This is a genomic window from Aureimonas altamirensis (assembly GCF_001463885.1).
Taxonomy (GTDB): Bacteria; Pseudomonadota; Alphaproteobacteria; order Rhizobiales; family Rhizobiaceae; genus Aureimonas; species Aureimonas altamirensis.
In genome coordinates this window covers 33,951-54,687 of sequence record NZ_BBWQ01000021.1, presented here as the reverse complement: position 1 = coordinate 54,687, position 20,737 = coordinate 33,951, and the positions used below count along the sequence as shown (strand labels likewise).

The following is a 20,737-nucleotide window of genomic DNA, read 5'->3' as shown; positions in this document are numbered from 1 at the left end:
GGGCGCCGCCGTGTGGCGGCGCCGGCGCTTGCGGTTAGCGGCCTTGCAGGGCGGCGTTCCATTTTTCGACAAAGGCGGGCGCCTCGGTAATCAGGCGCTGGTCGAAGCCGGCCTCGATCACATTGTCGGCGCCGATCTGTTCCGCGATGCCCTGGTAGGTGTAGCGCACGTCGCCTTCGGCGACATCGTCGCGGTAGGGCACCAGCCCGCCCTTGCCGAGCAGCGTCTGGCCGGCATTGCTGAGGGCATAATCGGCGAACAGCTTGGCCGAGTTGGGGTTTGCGGCCTCCTTGGGGATGCCGAGCCCGCGCAGCATCACGATGGTGCCGTCGTCCGGGAAGGCGAAGCCCAGGATTTCGCCACCCGGCTGCTCCAGCCGGGGGAAGATGGTGATACCCGAAACGGCGACGCCGATGACGTACTCGCCGGTGGCGATCTTCTCGTTCATCGGCCCGCCGGATGTCTCGCCCCGGATCATCGGGCCGATGGCGCGCAGGTTCTGCCAGCCTTCGTCGCCCTTGGCGTTCATGTAGGCCCACCAGGCGGCAAGGCCGAACGAGTTGCGCGCGGCGTCGTAGGTGGTGATGCGCCCGTCGAACGTGCCTGGATCGGCCACGGCGGCGGCCGACAGCGCGGCAAAGCCTGTCGGACGCTGCTCTTCCGGCAGGAGCGCCGCATTGTAGGTGATGACGAGCGGGTCGGCCGAAAGCACGGCGACTCCCGGATAGGGGTTCGCGAAGTCGGGCAGGTGGGCGAATTCCGGGCTGTCATAGGCCATCATGCGGCCATCCTTGCCGTAGCTGGCCCAGCGGTCGTTGGCACCCGAAACAAGAATGTCGGCCGTGCGCGATCCGCTGCCGGCCTCGGCCTCCCAACGCGAATGGACGGTGCCGGAGCCGAGGTCCAGCGTCTCCACGTTGATCCACGGATAGGCTTCCCGGAAGCCGGCGATGACCGGCTGCCAGTTGTTGTCGGCCATGTTGGAATAGATGACGAGGCCGCGCTCGCCGCGCGATGCCTCGACGATCTCGCCGTAGGTATCAGGGTAATAATCGGGCAGCGCGGGCTGGGCGAGAGCCGCCCCGTTGAGCGCCGCGACGAGCGCGAGCCCGCCGATCATGCTGGAGATGCGCATTGTCAGTTTCCTCCCGGAATGCGTTTGTTATGGGCGCGGCGCTGCAACTCCTCCGTCACGCGCGCCGCGGTCTGCACGGTCTGTTGCGACAGGCTGTCGATCTGGGCGGCCACCCTGTCGCGGGGGCCCGATATGTTGATGGCGGCCAATGCCCGGCCATCCGCTCCGAAGACAGGCGCGGCGACGCCGGCCGCCCCTTCGACGACGCCCTTGCCATTGTAGAAGAAGCCGTTCGCCCGGCAGGCGGTCAGGTCGGCTTCCAGCGCCGCATGGTCGGTGTCGAGCGCGGCGACGAGGGCTGCGCGCTCGTCCGCCGGCATCCATGCCATCAGCACGATGCCGCTGGCCACCTGATGCGGCGCGCGGGGCGCCGTTATATCCCGGTCGTAGCGGATCTCGCGGTCGGGCAGGAGCTTGTTCAGGTAGCGCACCTTGCCCTCGTCGAGCACGGCGACGAACCCCGTTTCGCGGACGGCGTCCACGGCGGCGCGCAGCGCCGGCTCCGCCACGCGCAGCAGCGTGTTCCAGGCCCGGCCCGTCGAACCCATCTCGCCCGGCAACCGGGCCAACGCGTAGCGGCCATCGGGCAGCCGCTCGGCGTAGCCGCGATCCACCAGCGTGCGCAGCAACAGCAGCATCGAGCTTTTCGGCGTCGCCATCGCCTGCGCGGCATCGGCCAGCCCGAAGGGCGCAACCTGCCCGGCCATCCACTCGACCAGATCGAGTATCCGTTCGGCTCCGCGCCCGCTCACCCTTGACATCCTCCCGACCGTTCAATATTTTGAACGTGTTTATTATGATGTATCGTAGGCGCGCTTGGCAGGGGCGTCAACCCTTGAGCCGTTCCGGCTCCAGCGCGATCAGCTCCTGTACGCAGGCACGGATGGCCTGCACGGCCAGACCGGCGAGGTGGCCGGGCTCGTCGCCGCGCAGCGAGACGATGCCGAGAGACCGCTCGGGCGCGCCCATGAGATCGTGGATCACAAGATCCCTGTCCTGGATCATCATCGCGGCAAGACAGGGCAACAGCGCCACTCCGAAGCCGGCCTCCACGAACTTGCCGATGGTCGCCAGATGCTCGAACTCCATGACCGGGCGAAACTGCATGTCGAGCTGCAAATAGGCGCTGTCGGCATAAAGGCGTGCCGCCGTGCCGCGCGGCATGGAGATGAGGCCGAGATCGATGGCGGAGGCGAGGTCGCGTGGCTGCCCGGCGTCAAGCCGCGGATCGTCGCGGCGGCTGAGGAGCACATAGCGGTCGCGCAGGAATTCCTCGTAGCGGATCTCGCTCTGCGAGGGGTCCGCCGAGGTCAGCGCAAAATCCACCGCACGCCCGCGCAAAAGGTCCAGCGTGGCATCGGACAATGCGTCGCGCACCTCGATGCGGGCATCGGGTACCGTGGCGCGCACCAACAGCGCCACCTGCGGCATCAGCATGGCTGCCAGCGAGGGCAGGGCGGCGACCGACAGGCGGCGTCCCCGCCGCTCGATGACGCCGCCCATGGCGTCCAACCCGGTGTCGTAATCGTCCAGCATCCGCTGGGCGATACGCACCAGGGCGCTGGCATCGTCGGTCATGCGGACGCTGCGCGTCGTGCGGTGGAACAGGCGCGTGCCGAGCGCTTCCTCCATGCTGCGCACGATGCGGCTAAGGGCGGGTTGCGTCATGTGGAAGCGGTCGGCCGTGCGGCTGAAGCTGAGCGTTTCCGAAAGGGACACGAGAATGCGGAGCTGCCGGGGCGAGAGATTCATGCCAAATCCGTTTCAATTTATGCAAATCATGAATTTAACATATGAAACTCAAGCGTCGTATGCTGCGCCTTCTTGAGGGAGGAACGGTATGAGCGACGGCGAAGAGACCGCGCGCGGCATGGCGCGCGGGCTGACCAATTACGGCGACAGGGATTTCGCACGCTATCTCCGGCGTTCCTTTGCGCTGTCGATGGGCTACTCGCGCGAGGCGCTGGACAGGCCGGTGGTTGGCATCAACTCGACGCCGAGCGGCTTCAACAACTGTCACCGCACCATGCCGGAGCTGGTAGAGGCGGTACGCCGGGGCGCGATGCTGGCCGGAGCGCTGCCGGTGGAGTTTCCCACCATATCGCTAGGCGAGCCCTACCTGACGCCCACCAGCCTGAAATTCCGCAACCTGATGTCGATGGATGTGGAAGAAATGGTCCGCGCCCAGCCGATGGACAGCGTCGTGCTCATCGGCGGGTGCGACAAGACGGTGCCGGCCCAGATCATGGGCGCGCTGTCCACCGACCGGCCCGCCGTGATGCTGGTGACGGGGCCCATGATGACGGGCCGCTACAAGGGCGAGCGGCTCGGCGCGTGCACCGATTGCCGCCGTTACTGGGCGCGCTTCCGCGCCGGGGAGGTGGATGCCGGTGAGATCGCCAAGGTGGAGTCCAACCTTGCCACCACCGCCGGCACCTGCGCCGTCATGGGCACGGCCAGCACCATGGCCTGCCTTGCGGAAGTGCTCGGCTTCGGGCTTGCCGGCTCGGCTACGGCGCCTGCCGTCCATGCCGATCGCCTGCGCATCGCCGAGGAAACCGGCCACATCGCGGCCCGCCTTGCGACGGATCCGAAAGCGGTCCGGCCGACCGACCTTGTCACCGAGCGATCGCTCGACAATGCGATGCGGATTTTGCTGGCGCTTTCCGGCTCCACCAATGCGCTCGTGCATCTGGCGGCCATCGCCGGCCGCGCCGGCATTCGCCTGTCCTTGCGGCGGCTCAACGAACTGGCCGAGACGACGCCCGTTCTGGTCAACCTCAAGCCGGTCGGCTCGAACTACATGGAGGATCTGCATGCAGCGGGCGGCATGCCCGCCCTGATGTGGGAGCTGCGACATCTGCTGAACCTCGACTGCCCGACCGTGACCGGCGAGACGCTGGGCGACAGGCTTTCCGGCTTCGACCCCGGCATGATCGACCATTCGGTCATCCGCCGTTTCGACGAGCCGATCGAGCCGAAGGGCGGCTTGATCGCCCTGTTCGGCAATCTCGCCCCGGATGGCGCCATCCTGAAGCGCGCAGCCGCAACGCCGGAGCTTCTGGAGAAGGAAGCACGCGTGGTGGTCTTCTCGTCGCTCGAGGATCTGGCCGCCCGGGTGGACGATCCGGCGCTGGACGTGCGCGCCGACGATGCCCTCGTGCTGCAGAATGCCGGGCCCACAAGCCCTGCAGCCATGCCGGAAGCCGGCTACCTGCCGATCCCGCGCAAGCTGGCGGCGGCCGGCGTAAAGGACATGATCCGCATCTCCGACGCGCGTATGAGCGGAACCGCCTTCGGCGCCATCGTGCTGCATGTCTCGCCCGATGCCGCATCGGGCGGTCCGCTGGCGCTGGTGCGCAACGGCGACCGCATCCGCCTGTCGGCCTCCGGCAACCGGATAGACCTGCTGGTGGACGACGCCGAGCTGGCGCGCCGCAGGGCAGACCTGCCGCCGCCATTGCCACCGGCCGAGCGCGGCTACGCCGCCCTCTACGACCGGCATGTCACGCAGGCCCCTTCGGGCTGCGACTTCGATTTCCTGCAGCATCCGAAGGCCCGCTGAAGAAGGCCGGATGCCGCAGGGCATGACACGACAATCGGGAGGATACCGCATGAAATACGTGTTCGGGGCCGCGGCCCTTGCATGCGCCGTAATGACCGGGCCGGCCATCGCGCAGGACTACCCGTCGCGGCCGATCACCATGATCGTGCCCTATACGCCGGGCGGGGCGACGGACATCATCGGCCGCGTCATCGCCGAGGGGCTGCGCGGCCAGCTCGGCCAATCGGTCATCGTGGAAAACGTCGCCGGGGCGGGCGGCAGCGTCGGCGCCCTGCAGGCGTCCCGCACGCAGCCGGACGGCTACACCATCCTGATGGGCGCGCTGACCAGCCATTCCATCAACATGAACCTGACCCCGCCGCCGGGCTTCGACCTGACCACCGACTTCGAAACGGCGGGGCTTGCCGGCTTCGTGCCGCTTGCGCTGGTCACGCGTCCCGGTTTCGAGGCAGACGATGTCGCGGGCCTCATCGAGATGGCGAAGGCTTCCCCCGGCGAGTTGACCTATGCCTCGTCCGGCGCGGGCTCGCCGCAGCATCTGGGCATGGAGATGCTGAAGGACATGGCCGGGCTCGACATCGTCCACGTGCCCTACCAAGGCTCGTCGCCCGCCGTCACCGACCTGATGGGCGGACATGTCGACGTGATGATCGACACGGTGCCGTCCATCCTGCCATCGGTCTCCGGGGGCGGCCTCCGCGTGCTCGGCGTCGCGACGCTGGAACCGTCCCCATTCCTGGAAGGCGTGCCCACCATCGCGTCGGGCGGCGTCGAGGGGTTCGAGGTGGTGTCCTGGTTCGGCGTCCTGCTGCCGAAGGGTACGCCCGACGCGGTGGCCGACCGCCTCAACACCGCAATCAATGCCGTCCTGACGGATGACGAGGTGCTGGCGGCGCTGAACCGGCAGGGCGTGGTGCCCGCGCCGGGCTCGCGGGCGGACCAGGCCGGGCGCATGCAGGCGGAAATCGAAAAATGGCGCGGCGTCATCGCGGCGGCCGGCCCGATGGAGTAAGCGGAAATGACGCAAGCGCACAGGATGGTGGTCATCGGCGGCGGCACGATGGGGGCGGATGTCGCCATCGTCTTCGCACGCGGTGGCTGGCCGGTCACGGTGGTGGAGCCGGGCGCGGCGCGGCGCGCAAGCCTGCCGGCCTATTGGCAGGCCGAGCTTGCACAGACCGGCCATGCGGCCGACGCTGCCGCAATCGGCTGCGTGGAAGGCCTCGACGATGTCGACTGGCCCGCCGTCGCCATGGTGGTGGATTGCGCCCCGGAGCAGTTGGACATCAAGCGTGCGCTGTTCGCGGCGCTGGTGGACCGCGCGCCGGACGCGGCGATCCTGTCGTCGAACTCGTCCAGCTTCCCGATTTCGTCCATCGGGGCGGGGCTTGCCACGCGACATCGCATGGCCAACCTGCACTTCTTCATGCCGGCGCATCGCGTGCCGCTGGTGGAAGTGGTGTCGTCCGCCGAGACCGCGCCGGAAACGGCGGAAACACTGATGCGGACCATGCGCGATCTCGGCCGCATGCCCGTGCAAGTGCGGCGCGACCTGCCGGGCTTCCTGGCCAACCGCATGCAGCATGCGCTGGCGCGGGAGGCGTTCGCCCTGATCGATGAGGGCATCGCCACGCCCGAGGATGTCGATGCCGCTGTGCGCTTCGGCTTCGGCTTCCGGTATGTCGCGGCCGGCCCGGCCCTGCAGCGCGACCATGCCGGGCTCGACGTTCACTGCGCTGCCGCCGCCACCATGTACCCATCCCTGTCGGCCGCGCACCAACCCGCCCACGCCCTTGCCGACCGTGTCGCCGAAGGCCGCCTTGGCATGAAGGCCGGAGCGGGCTTCTACGAATGGCCGGATGGCGAGGCTGCAAGCGAGCGGGCCCGATATCACGCGGCGTTGTCGGAGGCGCTCGGCATCATCAAGGCAGACCTGCCGCCCATCCGCCGGCGCGAGGGCACGGCATGAGCATGGTGCGCCCCGTTGCCGTCACCGTTGCGCCGAACGGCTCCTACAAGACGAAGGCCGACCACCCTTCCGTACCGCTGACGCTGCCCGAGCTGGTGGAGTGCGCGGTCGCCTGCCATGAAGCGGGCGCCGGCATGTTCCACCTGCATGTGCGGGATGCCTCGGGCGGCCACCTTCTCGATGCGGAAGCCTACCGCGCGGCCAGCGCGGCCATACGCGGGGCGGTCGGGCCCCGGCTCGTCATCCAGCCGACTTCCGAGGCGGCCGGGCGCTACGGCCCGCAGGCGCAGATGCATGTGGTGGAGGGCACGCAACCGGAGGCAGTGTCGCTTGCGCTGCGGGAGATCGTGCCGGACGAGGACGGGGTAGCGGCGGCAGCCTCCTTCATCGACCGGCTGGAGGCTCGGGAAACGATGGTGCAGGTGATCCTGTATGACGCGGACGACCTTGCCCGCTATCGCACACTCAGGCAGCGCGGGGCGTTCGGTGCGCGCCGGCAGACGCTGCTGTTCGTGCTTGGCCGCTATACGCCCGGCCAGCGTTCGAGCCCGCGCGATATCCTGCCCTTCATGGGCGAGCCCATCGACCAACCCTTCGGCCTGTGCGCCTTCGGCGCAGCCGAGCAGGATTGCGTGCTGACCTCGGCCCTTCTGGGCGGCGATGCCCGCGTCGGCTTCGAAAACAATATGTTCATGCCGGACGGCGCCCTGGCGCCCGACAACAGGGCACTCGTTGCAGGCCTTGTCGGGGCACTCGCGGCCCTTGGCAGAAGGCCCGCCACGGCGGACGAAATCCGCGGCCAGTATATTTGAGGGCGAGGGGGCGGAAGCGCGGACGAAACCGCCCCACCGCCAACCTCTAATAGTAGTTCACTTCCCAATCCGCGAGGGCGTGCTGGATGCACTCCCTTGCGAGCTCAAGCCGCATCCGGTTGAGTTGCGACTGGCGGAGCTGCCAACGCCGCTGATCTGCGGTCTTCACCAGCTTGCGTGCGACGAAAAGCAGGTCTTCGGGAACGATTCTATGGGCAATGCCCGTGAATGCATCCACCGGCAGGAGATAGCCGTCTTCCGTCTCGATGAGACGTCCGGGGATAAGCCTCCATTCGCCGGTCTTGAACCGGACGTGCATCAATCTTCCAAGGGCGGAAGGAATGATGCAGACGGTGGAGGAAATATGTTAGAGGCTGGATTAGCCATGATGCTCTGAACCCTCCGGTTAAATGAGCGTTACGGTTAGGCCCGGTGCGGGAGCGCCTACTCCCCATCGGGCCGATTTATCTGTAATTTATCGTGTAACATTTGGCAATGCGCGGGCTTGCCGCGCGGGGTGGCTCTTTGGCAGGTTTGGCAGGGTTGTTTCTTGCGGCCTTCGTGGCGGCGACGCTCCTGCCGGCGCAATCCGAGGCGGTGCTGGCTACGCTGGTTGCGTCGGGCGGGCATCCTGTCTGGCTTTTGGTCAGCGTCGCCACTTTTGGCAACGTGCTGGGATCGCTGGTCAACTGGGCGATCGGCCGGCAGATGGAGCGTTTTGCAGGGCGCCGCTGGTTTCCCGCGTCGCCAAGGCAAATGGAACGGGCAAAAGGCTGGTATGCGCGCTATGGACGCTGGTCGTTGCTGGCAAGCTGGGTGCCGGTGATCGGCGATCCGCTGACGCTGGCCGCCGGCATCATGCGCGAACCGCTCTGGAGTTTCCTCCTGCTTGTCACCATCGCCAAGGCCGCGCGGTACATTGCCGTCGTGGCGGCAACCGGCCTGTATTTGGGGTAGGTTCGGGGAACACACCCGGAACCGGGGCCCGGCATCAGCCGTTTCGCCTTCTCTCGAAAGGTCGATCATGGCGCCGCGTACGTTCTGGAAAGGCTATCTGAAACTGTCGCTGGTGACGTGCCCCGTCACCATGATGCCGGCGCTTACCGACCAGGAAAAGGTGCGCTTCCACACACTCAACGCGCAAACCGGCAACCGGGTCGTCAGCCGCTATGTCGACTCGGAGACGGGCAAGGTAGTGAAGGAAGAGGACGAAGCGCGCGCCTGGCAACGTGGTGAAGATGATTTCGTCGTGGTGGAAGACGAGGAAATCGACGCCGTTGGGCTGGAAAGCACCCGCACCATCGACATAGAGCGGTTCGTCAAACGCGATACGGTCGGATGGGTCTGGTTCGACAGGCCGCATTACGTGATGCCGAGCGATCCCGTCGGGGAAGAGGCGTTCGTCGTCATTCGCGAGGCCATGGCGGCAACCGGGACGGCCGGCCTGTCCCGTGTTGTGATGTACAGGCGCGAACGCCCCGTCCTGCTGGAGCCGCGCGACAAGGGGATCGTGCTCTGGACCCTGCGCTATGGTGACGAGGTCCGCGAAGACAAGGACTATTTCACCGGTATCGGGAAGCCGAAAGCGGATGCAGCGCTGTCGAAGATGATGCTGAAGCTCGTGGACGCCCGTACAACGGACTGGGACCCGGCCATGGTGGAAGATCCGGTCCAGGACAAGCTGAAGGACCTGATCGAATCCCGCCGCAAGAAGCGCAAGTCCAAACCCGGTAGCCGCAAACAGAAGGCCAGCCCCGCGCCGGAGGCTGCCGGCAACGTGATCAGCATCATGGATGCCCTCCGCAAGAGCCTCGATGACAAGGGGAAAAAGCGCTAGGCGCCTAGCTGGCCTTTTTAACCTTAGCCGGCTTTTCTTTCGTCTTTCCGGCTCCTGCGCCCGCGCTCTGGCGCAACGCATCCATGAGATCGACAACCTTCGCGCTCTTGCGGGGTTTGACGGCTTTGGGCTTGCGCCCTTCCGCCTTGGCTTTCACCAGCTCCGCCAGGGCCTGCTCATATCGATCCTCGAATGTATCGGGCTCGAAACGCCCGGCCTTAGAGTCGATGATATGGCGGGCAAGATCCAGCATCTCGCCCTTGATCTTCATCGACGGAATCTTGTCGAACGCGTCGGCGGCCGAGCGCACCTCGTAGTCGAAGTTCAGCGTCGAGGCGATCAGGCCATCGCCATGCGGGCGGATGAGTAGCGTTCGGACGCGGCGGAACAGGACGGCCTCCGCCAGCGCCGCCACCTTGCGCTTCGCCAGCGCGTCGCGGATCAGCACGAAGCTTTCCGCGGCATGCGGCTCGGACGGCGCGATGTAATAGGGCTTGTCCAGGTAAACATCGTCGATGCTGCCACATGGCACGAAGGCCGAGATGGCAAGCGTCTTGTCGCTTTCGGGTACGGCGGACGCCACTTCCTCCGGCGTCAGGACGATGTAGTCGTCCGGCCCCGTTTCGTAGCCCTTCACCTGCTCGTCGCGCTCGACCGGCTTCTCGGTCTCGCTGTCCACGAAGATGCGACGGACGCGATTGCCGGTGGACCGGTTGATCGTGTGAAAGGCGATGCGGTCGGATGTGGAGGCCGCCGTGTACAGGGCGACCGGGCAGGCCACCTCGTCGATCTTGAGATATCCCTTCCAATTGGCACGCGGCGACACGGCGTTTCCCCGGATGTTCAGACTTGCAGGGAAACGGGGATCGTGGCCGGGGCGTTCCCGAAGCGGTTGGAATCGCCGTCGTGGCAACCAACTAAGGGGCAGGGGCCGGGGCATCCTGTCCGGCCGGGACATGAAACGGATATTCGCATGACCACCCAGACCTATCTCGAACTCAACGATGGCCGGCGCATTCCGCAGGTTGGCCTCGGCGTGTTCAAGGCGGAAGACGATGCCGCCGCCACTGCCGTTCGCACCGCCATCGAGACCGGCTATCGCCATGTCGATACCGCAGCGATCTATGGAAACGAGACCGGGGTCGGCAAGGGCTTGCGCGACAGCGGCATCGCCCGCGAAGAGATTTTCATCACCACCAAGGTGTGGAACGAGGCGCAGGGTTTCGACGCTACGTTGAAGGCGGCCGAGGAAAGCCTTTCGCGCCTGCAGCTCGACTATGTGGACCTGTATCTGATCCATTGGCCCGCGCCCAGCCGCGACCTCTATGTCGATACGTGGCGCGCTTTGATCCGCCTGCGCGAGGAGGGCAAGGTAAAGTCCATCGGCGTCTCCAACTTCACGGCGGAGCATCTGGACAGGATCATTGCCGAAACCGGCGTGGCGCCCGTGCTGAACCAGATCGAGCTGCATCCGCGCTTCCAGCAGCACGCTCTGGCCAAGGCCAATGCGGAGCGCGGCGTCCTGACCGAAAGCTGGAGCCCTCTCGGACGTGGGGCCATGCTGGATGACGCGACCATAGGGCAGATCGCAAGCCGCCTCGGCCGCACGCCGGCACAGGTGATCCTGCGCTGGCATGTGCAGAACGGCTTCGTCGTCATACCGAAATCGGTGACTGCAAGCCGCATTGCCGAGAATTTCGATCTGTTCTCCTTCGAGTTGTCGCAAGAGGACATGGCGTTGATCGCCGGGCTGGACGATCGCGGCGGGCGCATCGGGCCGGATCCGATGACGGCGGAGTTCTAGGGCTCAACCCTCAAGTCGTGACGGGAACCGGCGCGCCGTGCCGCGCCAGTTCCCGGAAGGCCTCTACGGATGGGTTGGGCTGGCTGGCACGGCGGCAGGCGATCAACTGGAAGCGGCGTGCCCACGCATCGGACAGCGGCGCGGCGGCGACATCCGTGCCTGCCAGAAGATGCAACGCCGTCGCCCGGACGAAGCCGATGCCGAACCCGGCCTCGACCAGCCGTACGAGGGCCGAAAAGCTTTCGGCGCGAATGCGCGTTCCAAGTTGTCGGCCGAGTTTTCGCGCGGCCTCCGTCAAAAGCCTGTCGAGGGCTCCGTGCTCGTGGAAGCCGACCATCTCTTCCAAAGGCATATCGCAGAAGGCCACCGGCCGGCTGGCAACAAGCGCCGGGGCAAGGGCATGGTCCGACGGCGCGATGACATAGACCCTGTCGTCGTCGAAGGGCTCGGTATCGAAGGCCGACATGTCGTGGTTATCGGGCAATATGGCGATATCGACGCGGGCGTCCTCCAGCGCGGCAAGGTTGGTGACGGCGGGCATCTCTTCCAGTTCCAGCCTTATGTCCGGGTGCAACCGGGCAAACTCGGCCAGCACTTCGGGCGCGCGGCCGGATAGCGCGGAGGTGGTCGCGGCGATGCGCAAGATCCCGGAGCGTCCTTGCGATATGGCCTGCATCTCGGCGTCGAGATCCAAAATCCTGCGCATGATGCGGCGACAGCCGGCGGCGTAGATGCGCCCGGCGGCGGTCGGCACCATGCCCTGCGGCAGCCGTTCGAACAGGGCGATGCCCAATCGCGCCTCCAGCTCCGAAATGCGCCGGCTGACGGCAGAGGGCGCGATGTTCTCGCGGGCGGCGGTGCGCCCGATGGAGCCGTCGCGCGCCAGTGCCAGCACCAGTTGCGCCGTCACCGCATCGAAGCCCTGGTTCATAAGTCGCCTGTTTCCTTGCGATGGGGCCTTCTCCAGACGAGAAGTCCCGTGGAACTGGAACAGTTATATAGCCTGTTCAGCAGGCAACAATCCCGCCTCGTGGGGCGGAGGCAGACGAGAATCGAGACAGGTTTTGTCCATCAAGGAGAGCAGATTGGAAAAGGCGGCACTGCCGCGCGACGGCTGGCAGGCGGCCATGCTGATCGCCCTGGCGGCCCTGTCCGGAGCCGGCGTCGCGCATCTGATCGGCGTGCCGGCGGCATCGCTGTCCGGCGCAATGGTCGGCGCCGGCCTGCTGATCCTCTTCGGAGGGTTCGCAGCCCGCATCCCGACGCCCGCCGTCACTCTGCTGTTTACCTTTCTCGGCGTGTCCATGGGCGCCGGCGTCACGCCCGACGCGCTTGCCAAGGCGCATACCTGGCCCTTGAGCCTGGCCTTGATGGCGCTAGGCACCGTGGCCGTGACGCTGGCCGTCTATGCCTACCTTGTCCATGCCATGAAATGGGAGCGCAAAGCGGCGTATTTTTCGGCCATACCCGGCGCATTGTCCTATGTTCTGGCGATCATGCAGGATGCGCGTGGCGATGTCGCCCGGGTAGCGCAGTCGCAAAGCCTGCGCGTCTTCCTGCTGATCGCCATTCTTCCCAGCATCGTCGTGCTGATCGGGCATGGCCATGCGGCGGTGCCGCCGGTGCAGGGACCCCCGACGGGCGAGCTGACCCTCATGTTCCTGGCTGGCATGGCCGGCGCCTTTATCGGCGTCAGGCTCAAGCTGCCGGCCGGCGCGCTGGTGGGCGCCTTTCTAGCCAGTGCGGCGCTGCACGGCGCGGATATCGTGCACGGACGCCCACCCCGCTGGATGATGGAAGCCGGCTTCATCATTCTCGGCACCTATATCGCTCTGCGTTTCCAGGGCATTCACCCGCGCGAGGTTGCCCGTAACCTGAAAGCGTCGCTGGGCGCCTTCGTCGTTGCGCTGGCCGTGGCGGCGGCGACGGCCCTCCTGGCCTCGCATCTCCTGTCCATTCCGCTCGGACAGACGATCATCGCCTTCGCGCCCGGCGGCATCGAGGCGATGGTCATGCTGGCCTTCATGTTGGATCTCGACCCCGCCTATGTGGCGGTCCACCAACTCGGCCGCTTCATGCTGATGCTCGTGCTGGTGCCCGTCATGGCGCGCTTCGTGCTTGGACGCGGCTGGCGCGATACGCGCTAGCCTTCGATATCGCCATCAAAGCCATGTTTATCCAGCAACAGACCGATCTTAGACCGGACGTTGCCGATGCAGCTTTGAGAAGGCTTGGCCGCCTTACGTTGTAAGGGGCGACTGATGAACGATGATGGGCGCATGGTAGGGAACCCGCTCATAAAGATCGATCACATCCTGGTTCGTCAGCCGGACGCAGCCCGAGGATGCCGCCGTTCCCATGGTCCACCACTCGGGCGAACCATGGAGGCGGTAAAGGGTGTCTTCGCCGTTCCGGTGGATGTAGAGCGCGCGCGCTCCCAGCGGATTGTCCAGCCCGGGATCCATGCCGCCGTTGGCCACCGAGTAGATTTCCAGTTCCGGCTTGCGGGCGATCATATCGGCAGGCGGCTTCCAGCGCGGCCAATGCTGCCGCCAGTGCACAACGCCACGCCCCTCCCAGGTAAAGCCGATACGTCCGATGCCGACGCCGTAGCGCATGGCCGTACCCCCTTCCTCCACCAGATAGAGGAAGCGGTTCGGGGTATCGACGACGACCGTGCCCGGCGCTTCTCCTGTCGGATCGGCAACCTGCTGTCGATAAAGCTTCGGATCGATCTTCCAATACGGCACCGCCGGGATTTCGTGGCCGCCGTCGAAGACCGCGGCATAGCGGGCATCAAGTTCAGGCGTGCGGACCGCATCGTAACCGGCTGGCTCCAAAGGCGCGGAGGTCGTCAGCGGTTCCAGCCCAAGGCCGGTCGCCGCGGACTGGGTGCCGCGTGGGGCAACGCATCCCACGGACAGAAGATTTGTTGCCACGGCTCCAAGGACGAAGGCGCGGCGGGACAGAGGCAGGGCTTTCAATCGGCACTCTCGCATCGGCATGAGGGATTTTGGGTCTGAAGTCTCCGGGATCGCTCCATCCCGCATTCTCTGTTCTTGGGAGGGGCTTGTTCCGGATGAACCTAAAACAGGAGCGGCATGCCCAACAGATGGTTATGGTTTATCGTAACCATAGCTGATAGGAATAATGGACCGACCCTGCGGTGTCAGATGTCAGACCCCCTGAGGCGGAGTTCAGTTCGGGAGATGGCATGGATCTGGCGGCGGCTTTGCGAGCCTTCACACGGACCGTCGAGCGCGGGTCGCTGACCGCGGCTGCCCGCGACCTATCCTTGTCGCAACCGGCGATCTCCAAGCACATCGCAAACCTCGAAAGACACGTCCGCGCCCGCCTTCTGGAACGGTCCGCGCGCACCGTGCGTGCGACGCCCGAAGGGCAGGCGCTCTACGACGCGAGCCGGTCGGCGCTCGCCTCGATCGATGCGGCGGTCGAGGGCCTATACGCCATGGCGGGAGCCATCGAAGGAACGGTGCGGCTTCATGCGCCCTCGTGCATCGGGGGCCGACACATCCATCCATTGCTGATGATGTTTCAGCAGGACCATCCCGGCGTCACCTTCGAACTCATGCTGGAAAACCGGACTGTCGATCTTGTCTTCGAGAATATCGACATAGCGTTGATGAACGGGCGCCCGAGCGGCCAGGACATGATCATCCGCCGGCTGGGGCTTGCGCGGCGCATCCTCGTGGCAAGCCCGGCCTTCCTGCAGAAGCACGGCCCGGTCGAGACGCTCGATGACCTCGGTCGCATCCCGGTGGTCACGACGTCACGCTCCATGACGTCGCGCAATCGTCTGGCCCTCGTTGCGGACGGCGCGCCCCAGGAGGTGGACGTGCGACCCATCCTGCAGACCAACGACGCCCATGTCGTCGGCAGGACGCTGCTCGACGGCCATGCCGCCGGGCCGGTCCAGCATCTGCTGGTTGCCGACGACCTGGAGGCAGGGCGGCTGGTTCGCATTCTTCCGGAATGGGAGGTGCGGCCGAGCGAGTTGTTTCTCGCCTACCCCTCCACAAAGTTCATGCGCCCGGCCGTTCGCGCCTTCGCCGACTTCCTGACGCAACATATGCGGCGGATCGAGGGGCTCGACTGACGAGCCCACGGCCGAATTGACAATCGTGACCTAGCCAACTGCGTTCAGCCCGGTCCAGGCTCTATCGAGCTAAGCACTGACGGACAAATTCCTGATACGATCTGCGCAGCAGCGTCGCCCAGGCCGTCCGTATGCTCCGATCGTGGACCCGGTATCCCGGTCCCTGAACAGGTCGGAGCATTGTCATATGTCGATACAGAAATTTCGCGTCGGTATCATCGGTGCCGATACGCAGGCCAGTTGGGCGGGCGCTTCGCATGTCCCGGCGTTGCAGGCGCAGCCGTCCCTGGTACTGGCGGCAGTCGCGACGCGGCGCGAGGAAAGCGCGCGCGCCGCTGCCGACGCCTTCGGCGCGGGGCGCTGGTTTGCGGACCCCTATGCAATGATCGAGGACAGGGACATCGACGTCGTTACGGTGGCCGTCAAGGTACCCGCTCACCGGGACCTGGTGATGGCCGCGTTGAGGCAGGGGAAGGCCGTCTACAGCGAGGCGCCTCTTGGCGCGACGCTTGCCGAAACCGAAGAGATGGCCACTGCCGCAAGGGGTGCGCATACGGCCATTGGCCTGCAGGGACGGCATAATCCCTCGGTTCGGCGCGCTGCGGAGCTGGTGGCGTCCGGCAAGCTCGGCCGCCTTATGTCGGCGCGGGTCGGCGCCACGACCTTCGGTTACGGGCCCCAAACTCCGGAGGTCTACGACTACTTCAACAAGTCCGCCTTCGGAGCGACCTTCCTGACCATCACCGTCGGCCACGTGCTGGATGTGATCGAGGCGATCCTTGGTCCTGTCATGGAAGTCGACGCGCGCACCGAACTGCTATGGCCCGAGATCGAGATCGTCGATACCGGCAGGATTTCGGTGCGGGATACGCCCGACCATATCGACCTGATTGCCAAGACCCAAAGCGGCGCTCCCGTATCCGTCCAGGTTCTGGCGGGCATCCCGCCGCAGGACGCCGCATTCTCGTTCGAGATCCGTGGTTCGGAGGGATGGCTCAGGCTCACCGGCAATCACCTTGCCGGCGTTCAGGTCGGAGATCTGTCGTTGACGGCCAGCGTACCCTTCGATGCTCCGGATGCTCCGCTTGCGACAGGTGTCGGCCCGACGGCAGCGGCCTTCTGGGCCGGCGCGGCGATCAATGTGGGCGAAGTCTATGCCTCGCTCGGACGCGACCTGACGGCGGGGACATACGACACCCCCGGATTTGCCCATGCGCTCCACAACAGCCGTCTGGTTGCCACCGTCGAGCGTGCGGCGCAGACCGGCCAACGCCAGGTCGTCGCCGACTGACAAAAGGGCCGCGCCAGAAGTCATGCACGAAGACGGCGATGCCGCCTTTGCCGCGCCCTTCAGCATCTCGATGAGCCTGTGCGCAGTGGCAGCCGACGAAGCGGGGTGCTGCCCGGTGATCAACAGATCGTCCTGGACGAAGCAGGAACCCTGGTCTGGACCGCTCGACGGGACGCCGGACGGTCGGCTGGCACCGCTCTGGCGCTACGGCGAGAGAATGGGGCCGGATTCTGATTGGATCTGCATAGTGCCGTTGGAGCGGCGCATGCTTCGTTGAGACGGTGCCGTACGCCGCGGTGATCGAGCCGCCCGAGCCAGCTCTTGGTCGCGCGTCCAACGCAACGGGGACCAGATCCATCATGAGTGACAAATCCGGTGATGCAGTGGGGTCCGCAACGAGCCGGCGCGGGTTCCTGCTCGGGTCGGCCCTGACGGGCGCGGCGCCCCTTCTGCCGCGCGCGGCGGCCGCGCAGGCAACGGACGCCGTCCCCGCCGATGTCCACGCGCCCATCCCGGTCGAGTTGCAGGTCAATGGACAGACCCATCGCGTCTCCATCGACGTGCGCACCAGCCTCCTCGATACGCTGCGCGAGCATATCGCGCTGACCGGAGCCAAGAAGGGCTGCGACCATGGGCAATGCGGAGCCTGCACGGTGCTGATCGACGGGCGACGCGAGCTTGCCTGCCTGACGCTCGCAGTATCCGCGGGAGCCCGCGAGATTACAACGATCGAGGGACTGGCCGGGCCAAACGGCGAACTGCATCCCATGCAGCAGGCCTTCGTCGACAACGACGCCTTCCAGTGCGGTTATTGCACACCCGGCCAGATTCTGTCGGCGATCGGTTGCGTCAAGGAAGGCCATGCCGGTTCGGCCGCCGAAATCCGCGAATATATGAGTGGCAATATCTGCCGCTGCGCCGCCTATCCCAACATCGTCGCCGCCGTCGCGCAGGCGCGCGATGCGATGGGGGGCTGACGATGCGGCCCTTTGCCTATTCCCGTCCGTCGTCCATGGCCGAAGCGCTGCTGGAGGCGAGACGCTCCGTGGCTGCCGAACCTTCCCCCTCCGCCGCCTTCCTTGTCGGCGGCACGACGCTTATCGACCTCATGAAGCTCGATGTCCTGCGGCCCGAGACGGTCATCGACCTTGGCGCCCTGGCCGACGAGTTCGGCGCCATCCGGCAGGACGGTTCCGCACTGCGCCTCGGCGCATTCGCGAAGATGGCACGCGCGGCCGCCGACCCGGCCGTGGCCGAGAATTATCCGGTGATCGCGCAGAGCCTCGCGCTTGCCGCCAGCGCGCAACTGCGCAACATGGCCAGCCTCGGCGGTAATGTCCTGCAGCGGACGCGTTGCGCCTATTTCCGCGATCCGTCCTGGAGCGCCTGCAACAAGCGCGCGCCCGGCAGCGGGTGCGCGGCAGTGGGCGGGGCGAACCGGATGCATGCGCTGCTCGGCACGAGCCGGCACTGCATCGCGACCTATCCCGGCGACTTTGCGCAGGCCCTGCTGGCGCTGGATGCCTCCGTTACAATCATCGGTCCCTCGGGCAGCCGCGTGATCCCGTTTGCGGAGCTGCATCGACTGCCCGCTACCACCCCGCATCGGGAAACGAACCTTGCGCCGGGCGACATCATCGCAGAGTTCATCGTGCCGGCTGCCGCCTGGACGCGACGGTCTCTGTATCTGAAGATCCGCGACCGGCAGTCCTACGAGTTTGCGGTCGCGTCCGTCGCCGTTGCGCTGGATCTCGACGGCGAGGTCGTCCGCGAGGCCCGCATCGCGCTCGGTGGGCTTGCCAGCGTCCCCTGGCGTGCGCGCGAGGCAGAGGCAGCGCTGGAAGGCCGAACGATTACGCCGGGCACCGCGCTGGCCGCTGCGACCGCCGCCTTTGCCGACGCCGTTCCGCAGTCCCACAACGCCTTCAAGATCACGCTCGGCCGGTCCGCGCTCCAACGGGCATTGCTTGAAGCCGCTTCCATGGAGGTCCGCCCATGACCGAGACATCGTTTCCCCGGCCGCGCGCCAATATGGGGCAGCCGGTACAGCGTTACGAAGCGCGTGCCAAGGTGACGGGTGGTGCGGACTATCCGAGCGACGTCCGGTTGGCGCGGACCGTACATGCCTATATCCATACGAGCCGCGTCGCACGGGGGACCATCAGGGCCTTCGACCTTGCATCCGCGCGCGGGGTTGCGGGCGTCATCGACATCCTGACGCATGAGACGGTCGGGGACTCGATCCGGCAGGTGCCGGCGATCTTCGGCGGCGGCTATGCCTCCGACTCGGTTCGTCCCCTCGGCTCACCGGAAATCGCCTATTGGGGGCAGCCCGTCGCGGTCGTTCTGGCCGAAACCTATGAGGCGGCGCGCGAAGCCTCGCAACGGATCGTGATCGACTATGCCGGGCATGCCGTTCCGGCCGCAGCCGACATCGATGCCGAGCGGTCGGTGGTGCAGGCGCTGGAGCCGATGGCGTTCGGTGTCGGCGATTTCGAAGCGGCCTATGCTTCGGCCGCCGTTACCGTGGATGCGCGTTACTCGACGCCGGCCCAGCACCAGAATCCGATGGAGCTGTTCGCCACGCAGTGCATCTGGGAGGGTGACAGGCTGACGGTCTACGAGCCGAGCCAGTACGTGAACAACGTCAAGTTCGGCCTCGCCGAGCAACTCGGCATCGACGCCGAACGCATCCGCGTCATCAGCACCTATGTCGGCGGAGCCTTCGGCGCCAAAGGGTTTCTCACGCAGCGCACGGCCCTTGTCGCCGTTGCTGCCCGCCGTCTCGGGCGCCCGGTCAAGCTTGTCGCAACGCGCGCACAGGGTTTCACCGTCTCGGGTTACAGGGCCGAGACCCGCCATCATATCCAGCTGGGGGCCGAGCGGGACGGCCGCCTGACGGCGATGCGACACGAAGGATGGGAACTGACGTCGCGCGCCGATCAGGTCGCGATGGGCGCGGTATCGATGACGGCCCGGCTTTATGCCTGCCCGAACATCGTCGGCCGCGTCAACGCCGTGGCGGCAGACCGCTCGACGCCGGGCTTCATGCGCGCGCCCGGCGAGATGCCCTACGCCTTCGCGCTGGAATCGGCGCTGGACGAGCTGGCGCACGAGCTTGGGCTGAACCCGGTGGAACTGCGCCGCTTGAACGATACCCGCGTCGAGCCGATCGCCGGCCTGCCCTATACCAGCCGCTCGCTGATGCGATGCTTCGACGAGGCGGCCGCAAGGTTCGGCTGGTCTGACCGGACATCGCAGCCGGGTTCGATGCGCGACGGCGACTGGCGCGTCGGATGGGGGTGCGCCAGCGCTTTCTATCCGGCTCATGCCGGCAACTCGTCGGCCCGCGTCCGGTTGTCTGCGGACGGCCGGGTGCACGTGTCGAGCGCGGGACACGAGCTCGGCCAGGGCATGTACACGATGATGGCACAGGTTGCCGCGGAAGAACTGGGTGTTCCGGTCGCTCATGTGACCGTTTCGCTCGGCGATACGGACCTGCCCCCGGCGGTGGTGGCCGGCGGGTCGGCTTCCACCGCCAGCGTCGCACCCGCGATCATGGCAGCCTGCGACGCCATCCGCCGGCGACTTGGTGTCGAGAACGCCCCGCGCTCCGGCGTCATGCCGGCCATGGAGGCGTCCGGCATTGGCGTGATCGAAGAGTTCGCAGAGACGCTGGCGCATGGAAACCCGCCGGAAAGCATGCACGGCCTCTATCGGGGCAGGGCACTTCCGAGCGGCGGCGCGCATCTTGCCGACCGCGTCCAGTTTGCCTTCGGCGCGCAGTTTGTCGAAGTGCGCGTCCATGCGCTGACCAGCGAAATCCGCGTTGCGCGGGCAGTCGGCGCCTTTGCCGCCGGGCGCATCATCAACCCCCGGACGGCCCATGGTCAGCTTGTCGGCGGGATGATCTGGGGCATCGGCTCGGCCCTGCATGAGCACAGCGAGATCGACCCGCGAAACGCGAGCTACATCAACGCCAACCTTGCGGATTATCTCGTGCCGGTGAACGCCGACATCGTCGACGTTCAGGCCATCCTGGTTCCGGAAGAAGACGAGTTGGTGAACCGCGCAGGCGTCAAGGGGGTGGGCGAAGTCGGCGTGGTGGGAATGGCCGCCGCCATATCGAACGCGATCTTCCATGCCACGGGCCGGCGCCTGCGCGATCTGCCGATCCGGATCGAGCATCTGCAGTAGCTGCATATCT

General features: G+C 66.3%; 20 protein-coding genes. 13 read left to right on the top strand and 7 right to left on the bottom strand.

The features are described 5' to 3' along the window. Positions 1-34: 34 nt before the first annotated feature. From AUL31_RS16310 to AUL31_RS16300, 3 genes are all read right to left on the bottom strand, one after another. Positions 35-1,135, bottom strand: a complete 1,101-nt coding sequence (locus AUL31_RS16310) for an ABC transporter substrate-binding protein (protein WP_060609195.1) — start codon at positions 1,133-1,135, stop codon at positions 35-37. Between the two features lie 2 nt (positions 1,136-1,137). After that, positions 1,138-1,887 carry an IclR family transcriptional regulator gene (locus AUL31_RS16305; RefSeq protein WP_060609190.1) on the bottom strand — a complete coding sequence of 250 codons (750 nt, stop codon included), beginning with the start codon at positions 1,885-1,887 and terminating at the stop codon, positions 1,138-1,140. A gap of 76 nt (positions 1,888-1,963) precedes the next feature. Continuing rightward, a complete protein-coding gene (locus AUL31_RS16300) occupies positions 1,964-2,887 on the bottom strand; it encodes a LysR family transcriptional regulator (RefSeq protein ID WP_060609185.1) in 924 nt (307 codons plus the stop codon). Between the two features lie 88 nt (positions 2,888-2,975). Here AUL31_RS16300 and AUL31_RS16295 point away from each other — a divergent pair, with 88 nt between their 5' ends. From AUL31_RS16295 to AUL31_RS16280, 4 genes are read left to right on the top strand one after another with little or no spacing between them, the layout of a single operon-like run. Continuing rightward, positions 2,976-4,700 (top strand): dihydroxy-acid dehydratase, encoded by a 1,725-nt coding sequence (locus AUL31_RS16295; RefSeq protein WP_060609182.1) that lies wholly within the window; start codon positions 2,976-2,978, stop codon positions 4,698-4,700. A gap of 49 nt (positions 4,701-4,749) precedes the next feature. Beyond that, positions 4,750-5,712: a Bug family tripartite tricarboxylate transporter substrate binding protein gene (locus AUL31_RS16290; RefSeq protein WP_060609179.1), complete on the top strand. Its 963-nt coding sequence runs from the start codon at positions 4,750-4,752 to the stop codon at positions 5,710-5,712. 6 nt (positions 5,713-5,718) lie between these two features. Further along, positions 5,719-6,669 (top strand): 3-hydroxyacyl-CoA dehydrogenase NAD-binding domain-containing protein, encoded by a 951-nt coding sequence (locus AUL31_RS16285; protein ID WP_060609176.1) that lies wholly within the window; start codon positions 5,719-5,721, stop codon positions 6,667-6,669. Further along, positions 6,666-7,481 (top strand): beta-keto acid cleavage family enzyme, encoded by an 816-nt coding sequence (locus AUL31_RS16280; RefSeq protein ID WP_143190278.1) that lies wholly within the window; start codon positions 6,666-6,668, stop codon positions 7,479-7,481. Before AUL31_RS16285 ends, AUL31_RS16280 begins: the two co-directional genes overlap by 4 nt. 46 nt (positions 7,482-7,527) lie before the next feature. Here the strand turns inward: AUL31_RS16280 and AUL31_RS16275 are convergent, their stop codons facing one another. Next, complete coding sequence (locus AUL31_RS16275; protein ID WP_060609171.1) at positions 7,528-7,800, bottom strand: hypothetical protein; 273 nt, start codon at positions 7,798-7,800, stop codon at positions 7,528-7,530. 206 nt (positions 7,801-8,006) lie between these two features. Here AUL31_RS16275 and AUL31_RS16270 point away from each other — a divergent pair, with 206 nt between their 5' ends. After that, the gene (locus AUL31_RS16270) at positions 8,007-8,438 is read left to right on the top strand and encodes a YqaA family protein (RefSeq protein ID WP_244489444.1); all 432 of its coding nucleotides are present in this window, start codon (positions 8,007-8,009) and stop codon (positions 8,436-8,438) included. Positions 8,439-8,505: 67 nt separating this feature from the next. After that, positions 8,506-9,318, top strand: a complete 813-nt coding sequence (gene ku / locus AUL31_RS16265; protein ID WP_060609165.1) for a non-homologous end joining protein Ku — start codon at positions 8,506-8,508, stop codon at positions 9,316-9,318. A gap of 4 nt (positions 9,319-9,322) precedes the next feature. On the opposite strand, the gene ku (AUL31_RS16260) is transcribed toward ku (AUL31_RS16265), so the two are convergent. Then, the gene (ku, locus tag AUL31_RS16260; protein WP_060609162.1) at positions 9,323-10,144 is read right to left on the bottom strand and encodes a non-homologous end joining protein Ku; all 822 of its coding nucleotides are present in this window, start codon (positions 10,142-10,144) and stop codon (positions 9,323-9,325) included. A 147-nt stretch (positions 10,145-10,291) separates the two neighbouring features. Between ku (AUL31_RS16260) and AUL31_RS16255 the strand changes: the two genes are divergently transcribed. Continuing rightward, the gene (locus AUL31_RS16255) at positions 10,292-11,122 is read left to right on the top strand and encodes an aldo/keto reductase (RefSeq protein ID WP_060609160.1); all 831 of its coding nucleotides are present in this window, start codon (positions 10,292-10,294) and stop codon (positions 11,120-11,122) included. A 10-nt stretch (positions 11,123-11,132) separates the two neighbouring features. Here the strand turns inward: AUL31_RS16255 and AUL31_RS16250 are convergent, their stop codons facing one another. Continuing rightward, a complete protein-coding gene (locus tag AUL31_RS16250; protein ID WP_060609158.1) occupies positions 11,133-12,053 on the bottom strand; it encodes a LysR family transcriptional regulator in 921 nt (306 codons plus the stop codon). 154 nt (positions 12,054-12,207) lie between these two features. Between AUL31_RS16250 and AUL31_RS16245 the strand changes: the two genes are divergently transcribed. After that, positions 12,208-13,269 (top strand): AbrB family transcriptional regulator, encoded by a 1,062-nt coding sequence (locus AUL31_RS16245; protein ID WP_060609155.1) that lies wholly within the window; start codon positions 12,208-12,210, stop codon positions 13,267-13,269. Between the two features lie 93 nt (positions 13,270-13,362). Here the strand turns inward: AUL31_RS16245 and AUL31_RS16240 are convergent, their stop codons facing one another. After that, positions 13,363-13,989, bottom strand: coding sequence for a L,D-transpeptidase (locus tag AUL31_RS16240; protein ID WP_409359980.1), 627 nt, complete (start codon positions 13,987-13,989; stop codon positions 13,363-13,365). A 347-nt stretch (positions 13,990-14,336) separates the two neighbouring features. Here AUL31_RS16240 and AUL31_RS16235 point away from each other — a divergent pair, with 347 nt between their 5' ends. The 5 genes from AUL31_RS16235 to AUL31_RS16210 all read left to right on the top strand — a co-directional run bounded on the left by AUL31_RS16235 (position 14,337) and on the right by AUL31_RS16210 (position 20,727). Continuing rightward, positions 14,337-15,239 carry a LysR family transcriptional regulator gene (locus AUL31_RS16235; RefSeq protein ID WP_060609151.1) on the top strand — a complete coding sequence of 301 codons (903 nt, stop codon included), beginning with the start codon at positions 14,337-14,339 and terminating at the stop codon, positions 15,237-15,239. Positions 15,240-15,426: 187 nt separating this feature from the next. Further along, the gene (locus AUL31_RS16230) at positions 15,427-16,530 is read left to right on the top strand and encodes a Gfo/Idh/MocA family protein (protein WP_060609148.1); all 1,104 of its coding nucleotides are present in this window, start codon (positions 15,427-15,429) and stop codon (positions 16,528-16,530) included. Positions 16,531-16,889: 359 nt separating this feature from the next. After that, positions 16,890-17,507, top strand: coding sequence for a (2Fe-2S)-binding protein (locus tag AUL31_RS16220; RefSeq protein ID WP_060609141.1), 618 nt, complete (start codon positions 16,890-16,892; stop codon positions 17,505-17,507). Between the two features lie 2 nt (positions 17,508-17,509). After that, positions 17,510-18,529: an FAD binding domain-containing protein gene (locus AUL31_RS16215; RefSeq protein ID WP_060609138.1), complete on the top strand. Its 1,020-nt coding sequence runs from the start codon at positions 17,510-17,512 to the stop codon at positions 18,527-18,529. Further along, positions 18,526-20,727 (top strand): xanthine dehydrogenase family protein molybdopterin-binding subunit, encoded by a 2,202-nt coding sequence (locus AUL31_RS16210; protein ID WP_060609135.1) that lies wholly within the window; start codon positions 18,526-18,528, stop codon positions 20,725-20,727. The genes AUL31_RS16215 and AUL31_RS16210 overlap by 4 nt, the downstream gene beginning before the upstream one ends. The last annotated feature ends 10 nt before the right edge of the window (positions 20,728-20,737 follow it).